Consider the following 20,857-nt stretch of genomic DNA (forward strand, 5'->3'; position numbering starts at 1 on the left):
GGCCGGGCCTTCGGTTGTTCCCGGGCCCGGTCCGCCGGCCGCGTCGCGCAGGGCGGGCGGGGCGGGCCGGACACGGCGGGCCGGACGTGCCGGGCTACTCGTCGTCCTCGTCCTCGTCGTCGAGGCGGGCCAGCCAGGTCGCCAGCCGCTCGACCGGGACCTCGAAGTCGGGGTTCAGGTCGACGAACGTGCGGAGCTGCTCGGCGAGCCACTCGAAGGTGACCTCCTCCTCGCCGCGCCGCTTCTCCAGCTCCTCGATGCCGCGATCGGTGAAGTACAAGACAGGCTCCGTAGGTCATGGGTGATTCCAGGCCAGGATAAGCGGGCTTCCGCCCGGCCCTCCCCTACGGGCGGGGGCGGCGCTAGCCTGAACTGCTTCAACACGCGTGACGCGCGGGCCGGTTGGGGACCGGGGGAGGTCCGGGGAGGCCCGCGGAATCCTGCGGGAGGTCCGGGCGGGGCCCGGGGGGAGGACAGGGCATGGGCGAAGAGCGCTCGGGCGACGCCGCGCGCGCCTTCGAGCTCCTGGAGCCCCTCGTCCTGGCGGCCACCGTGCGCATCCACGCCGCTCCGGACGGGTATGCAGACCCCGGGAGCCTGGACACCTGGGGGAGCGGCTTCTTCATCGCCCCCGGCTGGGTCCTGACGTGCGCGCACGTGGTGGGCGAAGGGGGTGGTGCGCCGGTGCGGCTCACGGGCCGGGAGATCGGCATCACCTTCTCCTCCGGCGACGACGGCGCCACCGGGACCGTCGCCGGCCGGGTCGAGTGCGTGCTCCCCGAACCGGACGGCCGCCCCCGCCCCGCAGGCCTGTGGCCGCTGCCCGACATCGCCCTGGTCCGCGTCCTCGCCCCGGTCTCGCACGCCTGCGTATGGCTCTCCGACCGCCCGCGACCCCGCTTCGAGGAGGTCGCCTACTTCGGCTGCACCGACGAGATGGGCTACCCGGAGATCACCGGCCGCACCACCACCCTGCGCGGCGTCCTGGGCCGCCAGAGCGCGCTCCGCCTCGGCGCCGAGGACGAGGTCGAGGCCGGCATGTCCGGCGGCCCGGTCGTGGACCTGGTCCGCGGCGAGGTGGTCGGCGTCGTCAAGGCCCGCCGCCAGGGCGGCGGGGGCGGCCTGGCCGTGGCCATCACCCAGCTCCGCGAGCTCCCGCAGGCACCCCGCGGCCGGGCCGGCCTCTACCGGCGGGTCATGCAGGGCCACGACCTGCACCACTACGACCAGCACCTGAGCGACCTCAACACCCGCCGCACCTGGACCGACGTCCACGAGGAGCTGCCCGAGGGCCGCGAGCCCTTCGGCGGCCGGCAGCGGCTCACCGCGGCCGAGCGGACCACCCTGTGCGGGCTGCTCGCCGAGCTGCCGCCGCCCGGCTCCTCCGAGGCCGTCCAGCAACTGGCGGAGGAGGCCCGCGGCGAGGACCGCGACCCCGGCCTGAAGGCCCCCCTGACCTGGCGGGACGGCCTGGGCCTGCTCTACGACCCGCCGGGCGTGGTCAGCGAGGCCGCCGCCATGCTCCGCTACGCCACCGACGTCAGCACCGCCGACCACCGCGAGCCGCCCTCGCCGGGCGCCGACGACGAACTCTGGGACTGGGTGCGCGGCACCGCCGAACGGCTGTGGCGGCCGCTCCGCCGCGAACTCGGCGAACGCCACGAGCAGGGCCTGGCCGACCGCGAACAGCGGCGCCGGGCCGCCGCCGCCCGGTCCGTCCGCGGCCCGGCCGGCCGCGAGGCCGGACTGCTCCCGCCCGGCCCGTCCGTCCTGCTGGAGATCTGGGCGCACACCTGGGACCCGCTCCACGACTGGCGGGTGTCGGTGTGGCTGGGCCCCGAACACCTCGCCGCCGTGGACTCGGGAGTGGACGTCCGCCCCGACCGGCTGCCCGCCGCGTTACGGGCCCCGCTCGCCGAGGGCTTCCGGCGCTGCGACACCCACGAGGGCGCCGCGCTGCTCGAAGTCGCCGTCGAGCCGGAGCTCTTCGGCCTCCCCGTCGACGCATGGACGGTGACCGGCGGAGTGCCGCTGGGCGTGCAGCGGCCCGTGGTGTTCCGCTATCCGGCCGGGGCGCTGCAGCCCACCGGGGAGCAGCGCCGCCGGCACGCCGACCGCTGGTCCAGGACGACGGCCGGCCCGCTCCAGGACGAGCGCGCCGACTGCGCCGGGGGCCGCCCGCGCATGCTCCCGTACGAGGCCCTCGCCGCCCTCCCCGACCAGGTGGTCCCGGTGCACTGCCGGCTCGGTGCCGTGCACGAGGTGCGGGACGCCGGGTTCGCGGTGTCCGTCGCCCGGCGGCCGCCGCCCGGCCCGCCCGCCGGCTGCGCCCCCTTCCACCGCGGGGTGCGCGAGGAGCTCGCCGAGGCCGGCGGGGCCGGCCCGCTGCCGCTGCGGCTGCAGTCGCTGCGCGGGCGGGCGTACGGCCGGGACCCCGACGCGTACTGGGCCGCCGGAACGGCACTGGTCTGGGAGGACCCCGACCGTCCGCTTCCCTGCGAGGAGCCCTTGCAGGGGGACCTATGACCGCCGCGAGCCCGGATCCACCCGGAGGAGTTCAGATGAACGAGGAGTGGCTCGTCTACCGGGGCGTCGGTGAGCCCCACGACGGCATCGACGCCCTGCCCGACCCGCCGCCCTGGCGGGACTTCGACGGCGGCCCGGTGACCGCCCCCGCGCCCGCCGCGGCCGAACCCGACAGCACCGCCACGCGCCGGCTCGGCGCCCACCGGCACGCCGCCGAACTCCACCGGCCCGAACCCGAGGAACTGGAGGCCATCAACGCCGCGCTCTACCTGCGCCGCCCGCTGCTGGTCACCGGCTACCCCGGCACCGGCAAGTCCACCCTCGCGCACGCCGTCGCCCACGAGCTGGGGCTCGGCCGGGTGCTCCGCTGGCCGGTGGTCTCCCGGACCGTGCTCCAGGAGGGCCTCTACCGCTACGACGCCATCGCGCGGCTGCAGGACGTACAGATCGCCGGGGGCTCCGGCCAGGCCGCGCCCGGCATCGGCAAGTACATCCGGCTGGGCCCGCTCGGTACCGCCCTGCTGCCCGCCGCCCGGCCCCGGGTGCTGCTCATCGACGAGCTCGACAAGAGCGACATCGACCTCCCCAACGACCTGCTGAACGTCCTGGAGGAGGGCGAGTTCGCGCTCCCCGAGCTGGAACGGGTCGCCGACCGCGAACCCGAGGTCGAGGTGCTCACCGACGACGGGGACCGGGTCACCGTCCGGGACGGGCGGGTGCGCTGCCGCGCCTTCCCGTTCATCATCCTCACCAGCAACGGCGAACGGGAGTTCCCCGCCGCCCTGCTGCGCCGCTGCATCCAGCTCAGACTGGGCCAGCCCGGCGAGAAGCGGCTCGCCACCATGGTCCGCGCCCACCTCGGGGAGGAGGCGGCGAGGCTCGGCGCCGAACTCATCAACGAGTTCCTCAGCCGGTCCCGTACCGAGCTCCTCGCCGCCGACCAGCTGCTCAACGCCATCTACCTCACCCACTACGCTGCGCCGCCCACCCGGGAGGACCTGGCCGACCTGCTCATCCAGCGCCTCGACCGCCCGAGGTGACGGGCCGTGACCGCCTCCGACGCAGCTCCCGATCCGCTCCCCGAGGCCCGTCCCGACGGCTCCGCCGACCCGGGGCCCGGACTGCGCGCCCTGGTCGGCGTCCTGCGGTCCGGCGGACTCGAGCCCGCCGCCGAGGAGCTCGCCGACGCCCTGTGGCTGGCCGTGCAGACCAGGGGAGCGGCCGGTACCGGCCCCTCGCCCGACGGGGCGGCGGACCGCCCGGCCGCGCCGCCGGGCACCTCCGACGGGCAGGACCCGCACCGGGACACCGACCGGGCCGGGCCCGTGCGCCCCTCCGCATCGCCGGAGGACGACCCGCTGAGCCTCTACGCGCCCGGCCGCCCGGGCGGCCCCGGCGGACCCGGCGGCCGCCCCGGGCAGCAGCCGGACGACCGGGCCGGGCTGCCGCCCGGCACGGTGGCCGTGCCGGTCCGGGTGCCCGCCGCGGCGGCGCTGCCCCGGATCCCGGACATCCAGCGCGCGCTGCGCGCCCTCCAGCGGCACCGGCCGCCCGCCCCGCCCGCCCGGCTGGTGCTGGACGAACCGGCCACCGCCGACGCCAGCGCCCGGGCGCTGGGCCAGGTCATCCCGGTGCTGCGGCCGGAGGCGCGGCGCGAGACCACGGTCCGGCTGGTGATGGACGCCTCGCCGTCGATGGCCGTGTGGCAGGACATGTTCGACGAGCTGCGGGCGGTGTGCGAGCGGCTGGGCGCCTTCCGGGACGTGCAGACGCACTACCTGCACCGGCTGCCCGACGGCACCCCGGCGGTGGGCCGGGGCCCGTCCCCGGACACCGGGGTGCGGTCCGCGGAGCAGCTCCGCGACCCCACCGGGCGGGGCATCACCATGGTGGTCTCCGACTGCACCGGGCCGCTGTGGCGGGACGGCCGGGCGCAGCGGCTGCTGCACCGGTGGGCCGAGTGCACCCCGTCGGTGGTCGTGCAGCCGCTGCCGCAGCGGCTGTGGGGGCGGACCTGGCTGCCCACCGAACGGGGCGCGCTGGCCCGGATGGAGGGCGCTCCGGGCGGGCTCCGCTTCCGGCCGGACCGGCCGCAGCCGCACGGTCGTCCGCCATGGGGGTCCCCCCTGGTCGAGCGAGGTCCAGAGCCCGGGGGCGGGCTGACCGTGCCCGTGCTGCCGCCGAACGCGCGGGCGCTGGGCGCGTGGGCCCGGCTGGTGGCGGGGCTCGGCTCCGGTCCGGTGCCGGCCGAGGTGGGCCGGGTGCTGGCCGCACACCCCGGCGCGCCCGCGCCGCCGCCACGGGCCGCCCGGCCGCCGCGCGAACTGGTGCGCCGGTTCCGCTCCACCGCCTCGCCGCGGGCCGTGCAGCTGGCGGTCTACCTGTCGGCGACCCCGCTGACCCTGCCGGTGATGCGGTTGGTGCAGCGCACGATGCTGCCGGACTCGGAGCCCTCGGACCTGGCGGAGGTGCTGCTCGGCGGGCTGCTGCGGCGTACCTCCGACCAGTGGTACGAATTCGTGCCCGGGGTGCAGGAGGTGCTGCTGGGGCCGCTGGGGCGGGACGAGGCCGCGCTGGTGCTCAAACACTGTTCCGAGTACGTGCTCCAGCACTTCGGGCGCGGGGTGCGGAACTTCCCGGCGCTGGCGGTGGCCCAGCTGACCGGGGTGGCGGAGGCGGAACGGGACGACGGCCCGGAGGCCGGGCCGGACCCGGGCGGCCGGGTGCCCCCGGCCCGGCTGCCGCAGGCCTTCGCCCAGGTCTCGGCCAAGGTGGTGCGCCGCTACCTGCCGGTGCCGCCGCCGGAGGCCCCGGCCCGGCCCGAGGTCCCCGGCCCCGACCGGGAGGCCGCCGTACGGGCCGCGCGGGCGCGGCTCGCCGCGCACGACCGGGACGGCGGCCAGCGGGCCCTGCACGAGGCGGTGGCGCTGCTGCGCCGGGCGGTGGCGGCGAACCGGGCGGAGGGGCGGGGCGTCGGGTCCGGCGAGGGAGCCGGGGGCGGAGCCCGGCAGCACCGGGCGGACCGCGCGGCCGACAGCGCGGCGGACCGGGCCGCGGACCGTGCGGCGTACGAGGCGGAGTACGAGCTCGCGGGCGCGCTGCTGCGGATGTGGACGGTGCAGCGGGACCCCGAGCTGCTGACCGAGGCGGAGCGGCTGGCCCGGCGGCTGGCCGGGCTGCCGGTCCCGGAGGCGCACGGGACGCCGGCCGGGACGGCGGAGCGGCCGCTCCGGGCGCGGGCCCGGGTGCTGCTGGGGCGGGTGCTCTGCGAGCGGGCCGGGGTGGCGGCCGGTGCGGAGGCGGCGGCGGAGCTGCTGACCGCCGCCGACGCCGAGTTCGAGGCGGTGGAACGGCTGCTGCCGGCGGACCGGGAGCTCCAGACGGATGCCGCGGTGCGCCGGGCGGAGGCCCTGGTGCGTCTTCACGGGCTGCGGGAGGACCCGGCTTACCTGCACACGGCGTACTCGGTGCTGGCCTTCCACGCGGGCTCCGAGCCGGACGGGGCCGGCACCGGGCTGGCGCTGGCGCTGGGCCGGGTGCTGCTGGCCCTGGCCGAAGGCGAGCCCGAGGCCGGACCGCGCACGGTCTGGGCCGGGCAGGCCGCGACCTGGCTGACCGCGGGACTGGCCGGGCTGGGCGGCGGCCCCGGTGGGGGGCCTGCCGCCGGACCTGCCGTGGGGCCTGCCGTCGGACCGGCCGTCGGACCCGCCGTCGGGCCCGCCGTCGGGCCCGGCGGCGGGCCGACGGACGGGCTGCCCGAGGCCGGCCCGGGGGCGGGTCCCGGGCGGCGGCTGGAACGCGCCGCGGCGCGGGTGGCGCTGGCCGGCGCCCTGCGCCACCTGCCGTCCCGGCTGGAGGAGGCCGTCGGGCAGCTGGCGACGGCCCTGGACGAGGCGGCCGGGGATCCCGAGGCGCGGCTCGCGGCCCTGGTGTGCCTGGCCCGGGTGCACCGGGCCCGCTACGCGCGGGACGGCGATCCGGCCGCGCTGGAGGCGGCGGGCGAGGCGTTCGGGCGGGCCCGGCGGCTGATCCCGCGCGACGCGGAGGCGTACGGGGAGCTGCTGCCGGAGTGGGGCGACGTCCTGCTGGACCGGGCCAGGGCGGCGGACGGGCGGCGGTTCGTGTCGGCGGCCGTCCGGGTGCTCCGGGAGAGCCGGGCCGCGGTGCCGCAGTCCGATCCCAGGGTCGGGCGCCGGCTGCTGCGGCTGGCCGGCGGGCTGCGGCTGCGGCACGACTACGAGGGTGACCCGGTGGACCTGCGGGAGGCGGAGTACCTGCTCGAACTGGCCGTGCGCACCAGCCCGGAGCCGCTGGACCGGGCGCGGGCCTGGCGGGAGCACGGGGACGTGCAGCGGGAGCTGCACGCCCACACCCGGGCTGCGGACCGGCTGGACCTGGCCGCCGACTCCTACCGGAAGGCATGGCGGGCCGCCCTGGAGGCCGACCGGGCCGGTCGCGGGGACACCGCGGCCCGGCTCGCGGCCCGGGTGCAGGAGCTGCGCGGGGAGGTGCTGGAGCTGCTGGGCCGGCCCCGGGCCGCGCTGGACGCGTACCGGGCGGCACTGGAGCTGTGGCAGCGGCTCGAAGCGGACCACGGCGGGACCGGCGCGGACGGGACCGGCGCGGACGGGACCGGCCCGGACCGGACCCGCCCGGACGGGACCGGTACGCCCGGCGGAGCGGACGAGGGCGGCGAAGCGGCCCGCCGGGAGGCGGTCCGCGCCCGGATCCAGGCCCTGGAGAGCCCATGAGCCAGAGTCCATGAGCCAGTCCATGAGCCAGGGCCCATGAGCCCCGCCGTTTCCCCGGCCCGGGCCGCGGGAAAGGGGAGTGGACCGCACAGTCGTACGACACAACTGGGGGAGATGAGCAGGATGGTGACCGACACTCAGCACACCGGCGGCGGCGTGACAGCCCGCCGGTGCCCCGGCGAGCTGCCGGACCTGTCCGGCTTCGACCTGGCCGCGCTCCGCGGCATCGACCACCCCGTCCTCGCCGAGGTGATCGAGAGCATGGTGGAGCGCGTCACCCACCCCGCGGAGATCCTCAACGCCTTCGACTCCGGAGTCGTCTGACCGGCCACCGGTTGACCACATTCCGCCGTTAGCCGCGCGCATCGGAAGGGCAGGGATGGGCAATCCGCCGGGACCGGCCCAGGGGGAGGCGGCCGGGGACGGGGGCACTCCCCGGGCTCCGTCCGGGGGCATCCCCGCCGGCCGGCGGCAGCCGGGGAAGAGAGGAGCAGGCGATGAGGCACACGACCGTGCGGCCCTCCGCGCTGCCCGCACACCACCGGCACGCCCCGTGGCCGTACCAGCGGCTGGACGTCCCGGCCCTGCGCGCGGCCGGGCACCGCCCGCACCCGGTGCGGCAGTTCGTGCTCAAGACCCGCAGCCGCTGCAACCTCGCCTGCACGTACTGCTACGTGTACGCGATGGCCGACCAGAGCTGGCGGGACCGGCCCGCCACGATGGCCCCGGCCACGGTACGGCTCGCCGCCCGCCGCATCGCCGATCACGCCACCGCCCACGAACTGCCCCGGGTGGACCTGGTCCTGCACGGCGGGGAACCCCTCCTCGCCCCGGCCCCGGAACTCACCGCGCCGGTCACCGAGATACGCGCCGAGCTGGCCCGCCGCTCGCCCGGGACCCGGGTCACCGCCAGCGTCCAGACCAACGGCACCCTGCTGACCCCGCGCCGCCTCGACGCGCTGGCCGCCGCCGGAATCCGGGTCGGCGTCAGCCTCGACGGCGGTCTGCCCGCGCACAACTCCCGCCGCGTGGACCACGCCGGGCGGCCGGGATTCGCCGCCGCCGCCCGCGGCCTGCGGCTGCTGGCCCGCCGCCCCGAGAGCTACGCCGGCCTGCTGTGCGTGGTCGACCCGGCCCAGGACCCGGTGGAGACGTACGAGTCCCTGCTCGGCTTCGGCCCGCCCGCGATCGGGCTGCTGCTGCCGCTGGCCAACTGGAGCACCCCGCCGCCCGGTTCCCGACCCGGTGCCACCCCGTACGCGGACTGGCTGATCGCCGTGTTCGAACGCTGGTGGCACGACGGCGTCCGGCGTACCCGCATCCGGCTCTTCGAGGAGATCATCGCCCTGCTGCTGGGCCTGCCCGCCGCCACCGAATCCCTGGGCCTGACCCCCGCCGCCACCGCGGTGATCGAGACCGACGGCGCACTGGAACAGGCCGATTCCCTCAAGTCCGCCTACGAGGGCGCCGCCGCGACCGGACTGCACCTGGCCCGGGACAGCTTCGACGACCTCCTCGACCACCCCGGGATGGCCGCCCGCCAGCTCGGCCGGGCCGCGCTCCCGGCCGGTTGCCGCTCCTGCGAACTGGTGGCGGTCTGCGGTGGCGGCCACTACCCCCACCGCTACCGCGAGGGCCTCGGCTTCCGCCAGCCGTCCGTCTACTGCGCGGACCTCCAGCACCTGATCCGCCACATGGCCGCCGCCCTCCACACCGCCGCCACGGCCGCCACCGGGGGGCCGGACCCGGCTCCGGAACCCACCGGGCCGGGCCGGACCGCCAGGACCGCCGCCGCCCGTACCCCCGCCCACCGGCCGGCCGGGGCCGGGCGGCCGGTCGCGGACCACCGGACCACCGCCGGCCACGACCGGGAGGCGACCTCATGACGGCGGACGACATCACGCGCGGCCGGACCCGGACCGGGACCGGGCCGGGTGTGCCCGGGCAGCGGCAGCCCGGGGCACCGGGCCCGCCCGTCCCCGCGCCCGGCGGCGGCGCGGCCGCCCGTCCCGCGGACACCCCTGCGGGGCGGGTCGTGCCCGGAGGGTTCCGGGTGTCCGCCCGCACCCTGCGGGCGCTCGCCTCCACCGAGCCCTCCCCGGAGGGGATGGCGCTGGTGCGGGACGTGCGGTGGTCCAAGCGGCTGGTGCTGCTCCGGGCCGTGCTCGACGCCGCGCCGGCCGGCGGGGAGGCCGGGGCCCACTGGGAGCTGCTGGAGGCGGCCGAACGGCAGGACCCCGGAGCCGTCCGCGACGTGCTGCTCTACCCCTCCACCGGGGTCTGGGCCGAGGAGACCCTGCGCCGGCTGCACGCCCCCGACGGCCCGGCCGCCGACCTGGCCCACCTCGGGTCCCTCGCCGCCGCGGCCGCCCTGCGGGCCGGCATCCCCTTCGAGATCACCCTGCGCCCCGTCCAGGGCCGCATCGCGCTGCCCACCCTCGGTCTGCTGCGCCCGCACCGGCTCGGCCCGGTCCCGCTCTCCGAGGGGGCCTGGGACCCGGACCATCCCGCCGTGCTGCCGCTGCACGCCCTGCCCGGCGGCCGCACCGCCCTCGACGACCTCGACCCGTACCGGGCCGTCCCCGGCAGCCCGGGACCCGTACGGCCCGCCCGCCGCCTCACCCCCAAGGGCCACAAGCGGTGGGACACCCAGTGGACCGGCGCCCTCACCCTGCTGGAGCGCTACGACACCGCGCGGGCGGGGGAGATCGCCGGACTGCTGCGCTCCGTCGTGCCGCTGGCCGGCGGCACCCGCTCCGCCGGCGCCACCCTCCCGGCCGCCGCCGGGTCCGTCCTCGTCCGCGGCCAGGCCCCGCCCGCCCTCGCCGCGACCCTGGTCCACGAGACCCAGCACGGCAAACTGGGCGCCCTCACCGACGTCCTGCCGCTGCACACCGGCGACGGGACCGCCCGCTACTGGGCGCCCTGGCGCGCCGACCCGCGCCCGCTGGAAGGGCTCCTGCACGGCGCGTACGCCCATCTGGCCCTGGCCTGCTACTGGCAGCGCGCCGCCCTCTACGGCGCCCGGGCCGCCTGGGCCTGTCACGCCCGCTGCCGCGCCCAGGTCGCCGCCGTCCTCCCCGTCCTGCAGAGCGAAACCCGACTCACCAAAGCCGGAAGGGAGTTCGTGGCGGCCATGGTCGAGGCCGAACGGACCATGGACGAACTGCCGCCCCCCGCCGACCAGCACGCCACCGCCCGCCGAGCCCTGGAACAGGAGCGCCGGGCCTGGTGCGAGGCACACCCCGAACTCGCCGCCTCCGCACGAGGTTGACGGACTGTGACCTGCGCTACATTTCTGTTCCCGCCCACACCCCGGACCCGAGGGAGAGGGAGACGGCCCGTATGACCCTCGCCGTGCAAGCCCAGCGCTTCGTCATCAGCTTCGCCGGGTTCAACCGCCCCTGGGCCGTGTGGATCGCCCACCGGCTGGAGGAACACGGCCACCGCGTCACCCTCCAGCGCTGGGACCCGCAGCGCAGCCCCGGACTCACCGAGGCCCTCGACGACCTCGCCCGGGCCGGCGGGAAGATCCTCGTCGTCCTCAGCGAACGCTACTTCTCGGCCGGCACCCACACCGAGGACGAGTGGAACACCGCCCTCCGTACGGTGACCGAGACGCACCCCCACCGGTTCGCCGCGGTCTCCCTCACCGACGCCCCGCTGCCCACCGCCGTGGCCGCGCTGGAGAAGACCGACCTGTGGGGCCTGGACGCGTACGAGGCGGAGTACCGGGTGCTCCGCCGGCTGGAGCTGCCCACCGACCGGGTCGGCGCCGAGAGCGGCCGCCGCGGCCCCCGCTTCCCCAACGACCCGCCCGAGGTCTGGGGCCGGGTGCCCCGCCGCAACCCCCGCTTCACCGGCCGCAACGACGTCATCGGCGCCCTCCGGGAAGCGCTCGCCGAAGCCCCGCCCGGCGCCTCCGTGGTGACCCTGCTCGGCCTGTCCGGCGTGGGGAAGACCCAGATCGCCACCGAATACGCGTACCGGTTCGCCTCCGAGTACGACGTGGTGTGGTGGGTGCCCGCCGAGGACCGCCCCACCCTCCGCGAGCGGCTCGCCGACCTCGCCCCCGAACTCGGCCTGCCGCGCGGCGCCGGAAGCTACGGCGAGCAGATCCGGGCCGTGCTCGAAGCCCTGCGCCGCGGCAACCCCTACAGCCGCTGGCTGATGGTCTTCGACGGCTGCGACAACCCCGACGACCTGACCGACCTGCTGCCCTCCGGCGCCGGAGACGTGATCATCACCTCCCGGAACCACGAATGGGCGTCCCGCCGCACCAACCTCGTGCAGGTCCCGCTCTACGCCCGGCCCGAGTCCATCACCTTCATCCGCCGCCGTGCCCTCCGCCTCACCGCCGAGGAGGCCGACCAGCTCGCCGAGGCCCTGGAGGACTACCCCCTCGCCCTCGACCAGACCGCGGGCTGGCTCGCCGACTCCCCGCTCACCGTCGGGGACTACCTGACCCTCCTCCAGCGCCGGCTGGACTCCCGCGAGGCGGTCACCGTCTCCGAGGACTACCCGCTGCCCTTCCCCACCGCGCTGGCCATACTCCTCAACAACGTCCGGGAGAACTTCCCCGACGCCCTCTCCCTGCTCCGGCTGTTCGTGTTCTTCGCGCCCGGCCGGGTGCCGCTGCGGCTGCTCCGCGAGTTCCCCCTCGACGACGTGCCCGAACAGCTGGCCGGGCTGATCAACGACCAGGTCCGGTGGAACGCGGCCCTCAACAAACTGGTCCAGTTCTCCGTGGTCCGGCTGGAGTACTCCGACCTGGCCGTGGAGGAGGGCGGCGGCGGCACCGAGACCGTGCAGCTGCACCGGATGGTGCACGGCATCGTCCGGGAGAACCTCGGCGAGGAGGAGGCGGACGCGCTCTCCCGCGCCGTCCGCCAGGTGCTGGCCGCCGCCGACCCCGGCCGGCCCACCGACTCCCGCCTCTGGCCCCGCTACGCCGAACTGATCCCGCACCTGGAACCGGCCGGGGTCCTCACCAGCTCCAACCCGCGCATCCAGAACTTCCTGCTGCGCTGTCTGCGCTACCTGATCCTGGCCGGCGAGTACCGGACCTGCCTGCGGCTGGCCGAACGGACCGACACCGCCTGGCGGGCCATGCTCGGCGAGCACCACGACCAGGTGCGGGAACTCAGCTACCACTACGGCGGCGCCCTGCGCATGCTCGGCCACTTCCGCCGGGCGGAGGTCCTCAGCAAGGCGATCGCCGACCGGCTCCGGGCCGAGCGCGGCGACCGGGACCTGGAGACCCTCCGCGCCATCAGCACGTACGCGGCGGTCCTGCTCAACACCGCCAAGTTCGAACAGGCCAGGGAGCTGCTGGAACACTGCTTCGTCTCCTACCGGGAACTGCTCGGCGAGGACGACTCCATGACCCTCAACGCCGAGAACAACGTGGCCGTCGTACTCCGCCTGCTCGGCCGCTACCAGGAGTCCTACGAGGCCGACCTCGACACCCTGCGCCGCCGCGAGCGGGTGCTCCGGGTCCGGCACATCGCCACCCTCTCCAGCGGCATCGGCTGCGCCATGGGCCTGCGCCTGATGGGCCGCTACCGGGAGGCCCTGGCCCGCCAGGAACAGGGCCTCAAGCTCAACGCGGCCGTGCTCGGCACCAACCACCCGCAGACCCTCCGCGCCGAACACAACCTCGGCCAGTGCCTGCGCCGCTCCGGCGACATCCCGGGCGCCGGCGCCCGGCTGCGCAGCGTCTGGGAACGCTCCACCCGCGTGCACGGGGCGGAGTTCCCCTGGACCCTGATGGTCGCCTCCGACTACGCCACCTACCTGCGGGAGTACGGGGACATCGAGGAGGCCCGCCGGATCTCCGAGGAAGTGGTCCGCGGCTACCAGACCCAGCTCGGCCTCGCCCACCCGTACAGCATCGGCACCGTCGGCAACCTCGGCCTGGTGCTGCGCGCCCAGGGCGAACGCGAGGCCGCCCTCAGCCTCTGCGAACAGGCCCTCGTCGGCATGCGCGGCGCCCTCGGCGACCGGCACCCGTGGACCCTGGGCTGCGCCGTCAACGCCGCGGGCTGCCGCAACATCACCGACCGCTTCGCCGACGCGCTGGACCTCAGCCGGGACACCCTGCGGACCGCGGAACGGGTCCTCGGCACCGACCACCCGATGACCCTCACCGCGCAGATCGCCCTCGCGGCCGACCTCCGCTCCACCGGCCGGATGGAGGAGGCAGCCAAGCACGAGGACGCCGGCCTGAAGTCCCTCGCCCGCACCCTCGGCCCGCAGCACGTCCACACCGTGTCGGCCCGTCAGCGCGTGCGCCCGTACTGGGACTTCGAGCCCCAGCCCTAGGGGGTGTCTTGCCGATCACGCCGGGTCCTAGCAGGCCGAAAGGGGGGCCTGTGTCGGCATGTCGGCCAGTTGTCCGGTTTCCGGATCATTCGCGAGACGCACACGGACCGGGCCTCCGGGATGATTCGCCGCGCCTCCGCGTGCAACAGGGTGAACGGGTAAGCGACTTAGCCCAACCCAAGGACGGTCCTGTTGCGCCGGAAACCCCTCGCACAGCTGCTCGCCGCCGCCGGTCTCATGGCCACCACCGTGCCCCTGCTCACCGCGACCCAGGCCACCGCCGCGGGCGCGGAGGCGGCGTACCTCAAGCAGAAGCCGAACTGGCAGCGCTGCGCCGCCGACCAGCCGGCCGCGTACGAGTGCGCCACCCTGAAGGTCCCGCTCGACTACCGGCGCCCCGAGGGCCGGAAGATCGACCTCGCGATATCCCGGATCAAGAGCACCAACCCCGCCAAGCGGCAGGGCATCCTGCTGTCCAACCCGGGCGGGCCGGGCGGGCCCGGCCTCGACATGCCGCTGCTGATGCACCAGCAGATGCCGGCGAACGTCCGGGACCAGTACGACCTCATCGGCTTCGACCCCCGCGGCGTCGGCAAGAGCAGCCCCATCACCTGCGGGCTCACCGAGGCCGAGCAGAACTTCGACCGCGCCTACCGGCCGGGGACCTACGCCGCCGACGTCGCCTGGGCGCGCACCGTCGCCGACAAGTGCCGCGAGAAGTCCGGCGACGTCCTCCGGCACATCACCACCCGGAATACGGCACGCGACATGGACACCGTCCGGGCCGTGCTGGGCGAGAAGAAGACCTCGTTCGTCGGCTACTCCTACGGCACCTACCTCGGCGCCGTGTACTCGCAGATGTTCCCGCAGCGCACCGACCGCTTCGTGCTGGACAGCGCGGTCGACCCGCAGCGCGCCTGGCGCGGCATGATCCAGGTGTGGGCGACCGAGGCCGAACCCGCATACCAGCGGTGGACCCGGTGGGCGGCCGAGCGGAACGCCGCCTATGGGCTCGGCAGCACCCCGGAGGCGGTGTCGAAGACCTTCTGGGGACTGGTGGCCCAGGCCGACCGGAAGCCGATCGACTTCTTCGGCAGCAAGCTCAAGGGCGACGACATCCGGGCCGGCCGGGCGCTCTTCTTCTACCCGCAGCAGGCATCCGACGTCATCAAGCAGCTCAAGGCCGCGGCCGAGGGCAAGCCGATGCCGAAGAACCAGGCCGCGGCCGACGACCTGAGGAAGCTGCTGCCCGGCACGCTCATCGCCGACGCGTACGCCGGCCGCGCCACGGGCGCGGAGCCCGGGGTGCCGGCGGACAACGGCAGCGCGGTCTTCTGGGCCGTGGTGTGCGGGGACACCGCAGCCTGGCCCCGCTACACCGAGCAGTACGCCCGGGACGCGGCGGCGGACAAGAAGAAGTACCCGCTGTACGGGGACATGGCCTCCAACATCAAGCCGTGCGCGTTCTGGGACCGGCCGGCCGAGGCGGCCACCCCCATGAACAAGCCGGCGAACGTGCTGACCGTCCAGAACGAGTGGGACTCGCAGACCCCCCTCGTCAGCGGCCAGGGCATGCACCGTGCCCTGAAGGGCTCCCGTATGGTGCTCGCGGCCGGCGGTGAGGGACACGCCGTGTACCTGTTCGACCCGCGCTCCTGCGTCAACGCCCCGGTGAACGACTACCTGGCCACGGGCCGGCTGCCGGCCAAGGACCTGACCTGCAAGAACCCGCCCGCCGATGCCTCGCGCCGGGTGGCCCCGAGCCCGTCCCAGGACCGGCAGCCGATGCCGTTTCCGCAGGGCACCCCGCGGTTCTGACCGCTCCCGCACAGCCCGAAGGCCCGGCCTCCCCGCGAAGGGGAGGCCGGGCCTTGTCGGTATGCCGTGGCTTCCGGGGCGCTTAGGCCTCGAAGACCTCGTTGACCAGCTGCGCCTGCTCGGCCTGGTGGCGCTTGGCCGAACCGACCGCCGGGGACGAGCCGTGCGGGCGGGAGATCCGGCGCAGGCGCTCGCCCGCCGGGATGTCCGCACCGACCGCCAGGTCCAGGTGGTCGATCAGGTTGAGCGCGATGAACGGCCACGCACCCTGGTTCGCCGGCTCCTCCTGCGCCCAGATGTACTTCGCGGCGTTCGGGTACTTGGCGATCTCGGCCTGGAGCTCGGCACCCGGCAGCGGGTACAGGCGCTCGATGCGGATGATCGCGGTGTCCGTGATGCCGCGCTTCTCCCGCTCGGCCTCCAGGTCGTAGTAGACCTTGCCGGCGCAGAAGACGACCTTGCGGACCGCGTTCGGGTCGACCGTGCTGTCGCCGATGACCGGACGGAACGAGCCGGTGGTGAACTCCTCCGCCTTCGACGCCGCGGCCTTCAGACGCAGCATCGACTTCGGGGTGAAGACGATCAGCGGCTTGTGGTGCGGGTTGTGGACCTGCCAGCGCAGCAGGTGGAAGTAGTTCGACGGCAGGGTCGGCATGGCCACCGTCATGTTGTTCTGCGCGCACAGCTGCAGGAACCGCTCGGGGCGGGCGGAGCTGTGGTCCGGGCCCTGGCCCTCGTAACCGTGCGGCAGCAGCAGGGTGACGCCGGAGGTCTGGCCCCACTTCTGCTCGGCCGAGGAGATGAACTCGTCGACGACGGTCTGCGCGCCGTTGACGAAGTCACCGAACTGCGCCTCCCAGAGCACCAGCGCGTCCGGGCGGGCCAGCGAGTAGCCGTACTCGAAGCCCATGGCCGCGTACTCGGAGAGCAGCGAGTCGTAGACGTTGAACCGGGCCTGGTCCTCGGAGAGGTACAGCAGCGGGGTGTAGTCCTCGCCGGTCTCCCGGTCGATCAGCACCGCGTGCCGCTGGCCGAAGGTGCCGCGGCGGGAGTCCTGGCCGGACAGCCGGACCGGGGTGCCCTCCATCAGCAGCGAGCCGAAGGCCAGGGTCTCGCCGAAGCCCCAGTCGATGGTGCCGTCGTCGATCATCGCCGCGCGGCGCTGCAGCTGCGGGAGCAGACGCGGGTGGACGGTGACGCCCTCGGGGACGCTCACCTGGGACTCGGCGATCCGCTTGACCACCTCGAAGGAGACGGCCGTGGGAACCGCGGTCGGGAACTCGGCCTGCGGCGTCGGCACCGGAGCGCCCACGAGCGGCTGCGAGGCGGCCTCGCGGACCTCCGCGAAGACCTTCTCCAGCTGGCCCTGGAAGTCCTGCAGCGCCTGCTCGGCCTCTTCCAGGGTGATGTCGCCGCGACCGATGAGGGACTCGGTGTACAGCTTGCGCACCGAGCGCTTCTTGTCGATCAGGTCGTACATCAGCGGCTGGGTGAACGCCGGGTTGTCCGACTCGTTGTGGCCGCGGCGGCGGTAGCAGATGAGGTCGATGACCACGTCCTTGTTGAACGCCTGGCGGAACTCGAAGGCCAGCCGCGCCACGCGGACCACGGCCTCCGGGTCGTCACCGTTCACGTGGAAGATCGGCGCCTCGATCATGCGGGCCACGTCGGTCGCGTACATGGAGGAACGCGAGGACTCCGGGGCGGCGGTGAAGCCGACCTGGTTGTTGATCACGACGTGGACGGTGCCGCCGGTGCGGTAGCCGCGCAGCTGCGACATGTTCAGGGTCTCGGCGACCACGCCCTGGCCGGCGAAGGCCGCGTCACCGTGCAGCGCGACGGGCAGGACGGTGAAGTCCGTGCCGCCCTTGTTGATGATGTCCTGCTTGGCGCGGGCCACACCCTCCAGGACCGGGTCGACGGCCTCCAGGTGGGAGGGGTTGGCGACCAGCGAGACCTTGATCTGCTCGCCGTCCAGGCCGGTGAAGGTGCCCTCGGCGCCCAGGTGGTACTTCACGTCGCCGGAGCCGTGCATCGACTTCGGGTCGAGGTTGCCCTCGAACTCGCGGAAGATCTGCGCGTAGGACTTGCCGACGATGTTCGCCAGGACGTTCAGGCGGCCGCGGTGGGCCATGCCGATGACGACCTCTTCGAGGCGGGCCTCGGCCGCGGAGTCGATGACCGCGTCGAGCAGCGGGATGACCGACTCGCCGCCCTCCAGGGAGAAGCGCTTCTGGCCGACGTACTTCGTCTGCAGGAAGGTCTCGAACGCCTCGGCCGCGTTCAGGCGGCGCAGGATGCGCAGCTGCTCCTCGCGCTCCGGCTTGGAGTGCGGGCGCTCGATGCGGTCCTGGATCCACTTGCGCTGCTTGGGGTCCTGGATGTGCATGAACTCGACGCCGGTGGTGCGGCAGTACGAGTCGCGCAGCACGCCGAGGATGTCGCGGAGCTTCATCATCGACTTGCCGGCGAAGCCGCCGACCGCGAACTCGCGCTCCAGGTCCCACAGGGTGAGGCCGTGCTCGGTGATGTCCAGGTCGGGGTGCTTGCGCTGCTTGTACTCCAGCGGGTCGGTGTCGGCCATGACGTGGCCGCGGACCCGGTAGGAGTGGATCAGCTCGAAGACGCGGGCGGCCTTGGTGACGTCGTCGTCGTGGCTGGCGTCGATGTCCCGGAGCCAGCGGACCGGCTCGTACGGGATGCGCAGGGCCTCGAAGATGCCGTCGTAGAAGCCGTCCTCGCCGAGGAGGTAGTTGGCGACGATGCGCAGGAACTCGCCGGAGGCCGCGCCCTGGATGACCCGGTGGTCGTAGGTCGAGGTCAGGGTCATGACCTTGGAGATGCCCAGCTTGTTCAGGGTGTCCTGGGAGGTGCCCTGGAACTCGGCCGGGTAGTCCATGGAGCCGACGCCCATGATCACGGACTGTCCGGGCATCAGGCGGGGCACGGAGTGCACGGTGCCCAGGCCGCCGGGGTTGGTCAGCGAGACGGTGACGCCGGTGAAGTCGTCCATCGTCAGCTTGCCGACACGGGCGCGGCGGACGATGTCCTCGTAGGCCTGCCAGAACTCGAAGAAGTTGAGGGTCTCGGCCTTCTTGATGCCGGCGACGACGAGCTGGCGGTCGCCGTTGGGCTTCACCAGGTCGATGGCCAGGCCGAAGTTCACGTGGTCCGGCTTGACCAGGGTGGGCTTGCCGTCCTTCTCCACGAAGGAGTGGTTCATCGACGGCATGGCCTTGATGGCCTGCACCATCGCGTAGCCGATGAGGTGGGTGAAGGAGATCTTCCCGCCCCGGGCGCGCTTCAGGTGGTTGTTGATGACGATCCGGTTGTCGAACAGCAGCTTCACCGGGACGGCGCGGACCGAGGTGGCCGTCGGCACGTCGAGGGAGGCGTTCATGTTCTTCGCCACGGCGGCGGCCGGGCCGCGGAGCGTCACCAGCTCGGGGCCCTGGGGGGCCTCGGTGGCGGGCGCGGCCTTGGCGGCGGCAGCGGGGGCGGGGACCTGAGCGACCGGGGCCGGTGCGGCGGCCGGGGTCTGGGAGGTGACAGTCACAGCAGGGGCACCAGAGGGGGTGGCAGGAGCAGGGGCAGGAGCTGACACGGGTGCAGAGGGCTGCGCGGCGCCGGCCGCCCCCGTGGCGGCTGCGTCGGCGGTCTGCACGGCCGGGGCGGGAGCGGCGGCGGCCGGAGCGGCCGGGGTCGCGGGCGCGGTCGCGTTGACGGTGGTGGCGGCCTGTGCGGAGGCGCCGTCCGTCGTCGTGGACTGCTCCGCCTTCACCGGGGCGGCAGCGCCCCCCGGCTTGTAGTCGGCGAAGAAGTCCCACCAGGCCCGGTCGACCGAGTTCGGGTCCTGGAGGTACTGCTGATAGATCTCGTCGACGAGCCACTCGTTGGCACCGAAGCCCGAGACAGGGGTCTTCCCGCCCTCTGCTGCTTCGGTCGTGGTGGTCGGGTTACTGGGGGACTGTGGCGACACGGCGGCAACCGCCCTCTTCCGCTTCACAAGGTATGGACAGCGGGAATAAAGGCTACGCCTCCCCGGCGGTCAGATGCAGGCCGGGCGAGACTTACGTCGCGCAGGTCACATCGAACGGCGGGTTTCGAGGTCTGGAATGGCGGGAAACAAGCGTGGTTCGGGTAGGGGGCAGCGAGGTTGCGACCCCCTGGCTTCGCACCCCTGACGCATCCCCGGCACATGTGGCCGAGATCATCTCCGTACCTCCTCGAACCCTACGTCAACCTGAGGGTTTAGGACTCCCCGGAAGGGTGACCAGGATCCGGCAGCCGCGAGAGGATTCGGCCACCCCGATGTGACCGCCGTGCAGCTCCACCGCCCAGCGGGCGATCGCCAGGCCGAGTCCGGTGCCCCCGTCGCCGCTGCCCGGCAGGCCGGCGCTGCCCCGGTTGAACCGTTCGAAGACCCGGTGCCGCTGCCCCTCGGGGATACCCGGGCCCTCGTCGATCACCTCCAGGCTGAGGCTGCCGGGGATGTCGCCGCCGCGGGCGCGGACGGTGACCCGGCCGTGCTGCGGGCTGTGCTTGACCGCGTTGTCGATCAGATTGGCCACCACCTGGTGGAGCCGCTCCGCGTCCGCGACGGCGGTCAGGTCCGGCGGGTACACGTCCAGGTGCAGGTGGACGTCCTTGCGGGTGTGCCGGCCGGAGCCGGAGGCGAGCATCGCCCGCTGCCCGGCGGCCAGCCCGGCCTCCTTGAGGACCCCCGACAGGTACGGCCACACCTCGAAGCGGCGGGCCTTGAGCGGAACCACCCCGTTGTCCACCCGGGACAGGTCCAGCAGGGTCTCCACGAGCCGGCCCAGCCGCTCGGTCTGCTTCAGCGCGGTCCGCATGGTCTCGGGATCGGCGGCCGAGACCCCGTCGACCACGTTCTCCAGCACCGCCCGCAGCGCCGCGATCGGGGTTCGGAGCTCGTGGGACACGTTGGCGACCAGCTCCTTGCGGTGCCGGTCCACCGCCTCAAGGTCGTCGGCCATCACGTTGATGGTGGCGGCCAGGTCGCCCAGCTCGTCGCGCCGGTCCGCGCCCCGCACCCGCCGGGTGAAGTCGCCCTGGGATATCGCGCGGGCGACCCTGGTCATGTTGTCCAGCGGCGCGGTCAGGCCGTGCGCCACGAACTGGGTGATCAGCATCGAGGCGATCACCGAGAAGACCGTGATGAACCGGACCTCGGTCTTGGTCCGCAGCGCCACCATCAGCAGGCCGGTGGTGATGAACACGGAGACGACGACCAGGGTGCCGAGCTTGGTCTTGATCGAGAACGGGGAGAACGGCCGCAGCCCCTGCCCCGTACGGGTCACCCGTGCCGCAGCCCGGGCCCGTGCCCGGGACGCCGCCGTCCCGGCCGCCGTACGGGCGAAGCGCTCGGCCCGGGCCGCGCGCTCGGCGCGGGCCGCGCGGACCGTACGGCGGCCCGG

The 20,857-nt window shown here is 74.6% G+C and carries 11 protein-coding genes; 8 read left to right on the top strand and 3 right to left on the bottom strand.

Annotation, left to right across the window (positions count from 1 at the left end; translation table 11 throughout):
* Nucleotides 1–94: 94 nt before the first annotated feature.
* Nucleotides 95–280 carry a DUF6104 family protein gene (locus ACGFQ9_RS19640; protein WP_007266501.1) on the bottom strand — a complete coding sequence of 62 codons (186 nt, stop codon included), beginning with the start codon at nt 278–280 and terminating at the stop codon, nt 95–97.
* Nucleotides 281–480: 200 nt separating this feature from the next.
* Between ACGFQ9_RS19640 and ACGFQ9_RS19645 the strand changes: the two genes are divergently transcribed.
* From ACGFQ9_RS19645 to ACGFQ9_RS19680, 8 genes are all read left to right on the top strand, one after another.
* Nucleotides 481–2,526, top strand: a complete 2,046-nt coding sequence (locus tag ACGFQ9_RS19645; protein ID WP_393575147.1) for a trypsin-like peptidase domain-containing protein — start codon at nt 481–483, stop codon at nt 2,524–2,526.
* A gap of 35 nt (nt 2,527–2,561) precedes the next feature.
* Nucleotides 2,562–3,566, top strand: a complete 1,005-nt coding sequence (locus ACGFQ9_RS19650; RefSeq protein WP_393575149.1) for an AAA family ATPase — start codon at nt 2,562–2,564, stop codon at nt 3,564–3,566.
* A gap of 6 nt (nt 3,567–3,572) precedes the next feature.
* A complete protein-coding gene (locus ACGFQ9_RS19655) occupies nt 3,573–7,277 on the top strand; it encodes an SAV_2336 N-terminal domain-related protein (protein ID WP_393575150.1) in 3,705 nt (1,234 codons plus the stop codon).
* Between the two features lie 123 nt (nt 7,278–7,400).
* Entirely contained in the window at nt 7,401–7,601 is a 201-nt protein-coding gene (gene fxsA, locus ACGFQ9_RS19660; protein ID WP_393575151.1) for an FxSxx-COOH cyclophane-containing RiPP peptide, read from the top strand.
* 173 nt (nt 7,602–7,774) lie between these two features.
* Nucleotides 7,775–9,163, top strand: a complete 1,389-nt coding sequence (locus tag ACGFQ9_RS19665) for an FxsB family cyclophane-forming radical SAM/SPASM peptide maturase (RefSeq protein ID WP_393575153.1) — start codon at nt 7,775–7,777, stop codon at nt 9,161–9,163.
* Nucleotides 9,160–10,551, top strand: a complete 1,392-nt coding sequence (locus ACGFQ9_RS19670; RefSeq protein ID WP_393575155.1) for an HEXXH motif domain-containing protein — start codon at nt 9,160–9,162, stop codon at nt 10,549–10,551. Before ACGFQ9_RS19665 ends, ACGFQ9_RS19670 begins: the two co-directional genes overlap by 4 nt.
* Before the next feature lie 71 nt (nt 10,552–10,622).
* On the top strand, nt 10,623–13,601 hold the full coding sequence (fxsT, locus tag ACGFQ9_RS19675; RefSeq protein ID WP_393575156.1) for an FxSxx-COOH system tetratricopeptide repeat protein: 2,979 nt from the start codon (nt 10,623–10,625) through the stop codon (nt 13,599–13,601).
* A gap of 192 nt (nt 13,602–13,793) precedes the next feature.
* Entirely contained in the window at nt 13,794–15,419 is a 1,626-nt protein-coding gene (locus tag ACGFQ9_RS19680; RefSeq protein WP_393575158.1) for an alpha/beta hydrolase, read from the top strand.
* Nucleotides 15,420–15,501: 82 nt separating this feature from the next.
* On the opposite strand, the gene ACGFQ9_RS19685 is transcribed toward ACGFQ9_RS19680, so the two are convergent.
* Both ACGFQ9_RS19685 and ACGFQ9_RS19690 read right to left on the bottom strand, forming a co-directional pair.
* Nucleotides 15,502–19,398, bottom strand: a complete 3,897-nt coding sequence (locus tag ACGFQ9_RS19685; RefSeq protein ID WP_393575160.1) for a multifunctional oxoglutarate decarboxylase/oxoglutarate dehydrogenase thiamine pyrophosphate-binding subunit/dihydrolipoyllysine-residue succinyltransferase subunit — start codon at nt 19,396–19,398, stop codon at nt 15,502–15,504.
* A 259-nt stretch (nt 19,399–19,657) separates the two neighbouring features.
* Nucleotides 19,658–20,740: an ATP-binding protein gene (locus ACGFQ9_RS19690; RefSeq protein ID WP_393575381.1), complete on the bottom strand. Its 1,083-nt coding sequence runs from the start codon at nt 20,738–20,740 to the stop codon at nt 19,658–19,660.
* Nucleotides 20,741–20,857 lie beyond the last annotated feature (117 nt).

This window comes from Streptomyces sp. NPDC048603, assembly GCF_043199475.1.
Taxonomy (GTDB): Bacteria; Actinomycetota; Actinomycetes; order Streptomycetales; family Streptomycetaceae; genus Streptomyces.